The organism is Nocardiopsis sp. TNDT3, assembly GCF_003427465.1.
Lineage (GTDB): Bacteria > Actinomycetota > Actinomycetes > Streptosporangiales > Streptosporangiaceae > Nocardiopsis > Nocardiopsis dassonvillei.
Window position 1 is genome coordinate 1 of the sequence record NZ_QPFC01000208.1, and the last position, 1798, is coordinate 1798.

Below are 1798 nucleotides of genomic sequence, written 5' to 3' on the forward strand. Positions count from 1 at the left end.
GTTCACCCCCCGTCCCCGGGCGGCCTTCCGCCGGGCCCGGAGGACGTGCCGGGGCCTTTGTCCTTCGCGGTGTCCTCGGCGCCGCCCGAGGGGCGGCCCGGGGCCGGACGGTCGGACGCGGCGCCCACCGGGGCGGCGCCCTTCGCGGAGCCGGTCCTGCCGTCCGTGGAGGAGGCGCCCTTCGCGGACGCGCGCCGACGCGAGCGGTACCACCACAGCGGTCCCGCGCCCAGCACGGCGGCCACCACCAGGAACGGCAGCAGCCAGCCCACGACCACGGCCACGCCCCCGCCGAAGGTCACCAGCGCCCGCCAGCCGCGCTCCAGGCCGCCGAGGAAGCCGATGGAGTCCTCCGAGGGCTCCTCCAGGTAGGTCTCCGGAGGCAGCAGGGTCAGGTTCACCGTCGAGTACGCCGTCTGGTCGCGCAGCGTCTCCAACCGCGCCTGGAAGGCCTCCAGCTCCGCCTGGCGGTCCTGGATCTCGCCCTCCACCCGCAGCAGCTCGTCGACGTTCTCGGCCTCCTCCAGGTAGCCGCGCAGCGTCTCCAGGGCGGTCTCGGAGGACTCGATGCGGCTCTCGACGTCGGCCACCTCCTCGGTGACGTCCTGCACCGACCGCTCCAGGTCGGAGCGGTCGCCCAACCGCGACAGCTCCTCCAGGGCGCCCTCGTAGCCGTCGCCCGGGATGCGCAGCGTCAGCGACCCCTCGGGGGAACCGCCCCGGGGGGTCGACACCCGCTCCGAGGCGACGTAGCCGCCCGCGTCCAGGGTCAGCTCCTTGGCGAGCCCGACCGCCTCGGACACGTCCTCGACCCGTACCGACAGATCGGCGGTGTGGACCAGTTCCCGGTCGCCGATCTCCACCTCGGAGCCGACGGCCGAGCCGCCGCCCTCCTCGGCGGACTCCGGGCCCGCCTGCTCCTCGGGCAGCGCCCGGTCAGCGGACTCTGGGGCCACGGCCGCGGACTCGTTGACGGCCCCGGCGCCGCCGTCGGACATGGGGGAGGCGCAGGACGTGGCCAGGAGGGCCGCCAGGCCCACGGAGAGCACGGTCCCGGCGACACGCCGGGCCGGGGGGAGGGCTGAGGTAACCATGCCCGCTTCGACGTGCTCCGCCGCGGTCCCGTTGCGGCGCCGTGGTAACGACCCGGCAACGGCGGCGTGCGGCGGCGGGGCCGCCCCGGACCGCCCGGGAAGCCGCGCGCGGACCCGACGCGGGCGCGACGCGGATCACGGGGTGTCGCGGGGGAAGGCGGATCACGGTGACCCAGGTCATCTGGGAAGCTGGGGGTATGCCTGAAGCACCGCACGTCGTCGTGGTCGGGGGCGGGGTCTCCGGACTCACCGCCGCGCACCGCCTCCGTGGTCTGGGCGCCGCCGTCACCGTGGTGGAGGCCTCCGACGCCCCCGGGGGCAAGCTGCGCGCCTCACCGGTGGCGGGGGTGTCCGTGGACGCGGGCGCCGAGGCGGTGCTCGCCCGCCGCCCCGAGGCGCTGGACCTGTTCTCCGAGCTGGGCCTGGACGACCGGGTGGTGCACCCCGGCCCCGGCGCCGCCGCCGTCTACAGCCGCGGACGGGTGCGCCCCCTGCCCAAGGGCCAGCTCATGGGCGTGCCCGGCGACCTGCGCGCGCTCGCCCGCAGCGGGGTGCTCTCCGGGGCCGGAACCCTGCGGGCCGGACTCGACCTCGTGCTCCCGCGCACGCCGGTGCGCGGCGACGTGTCCGTCGCCGACTACGTCGGGGCCCGCATGGGCCCGGAGGTCGTCGACCGCCTCGTCGAGCCCCTCCTGGGCGGCGTG

The 1798-nt window shown here is 76.8% G+C and carries 2 protein-coding genes; one reads left to right on the forward strand and one right to left on the reverse strand.

Annotated elements, in window-relative coordinates; all coding sequences use genetic code 11:
* Positions 1 to 2 precede the first annotated feature (2 nt).
* Positions 3 to 1094, reverse strand: coding sequence for a DUF4349 domain-containing protein (locus tag DQW06_RS05650; RefSeq protein WP_210745620.1), 1092 nt, complete (start codon positions 1092 to 1094; stop codon positions 3 to 5).
* Positions 1095 to 1291: 197 nt separating this feature from the next.
* On the opposite strand from DQW06_RS05650, the gene DQW06_RS05655 reads away from it, so the two are divergent.
* Positions 1292 to 1798, forward strand: a 507-nt coding sequence (locus DQW06_RS05655) for an FAD-dependent oxidoreductase (RefSeq protein ID WP_117198094.1), incomplete at its 3' end; no start/stop codon positions are given.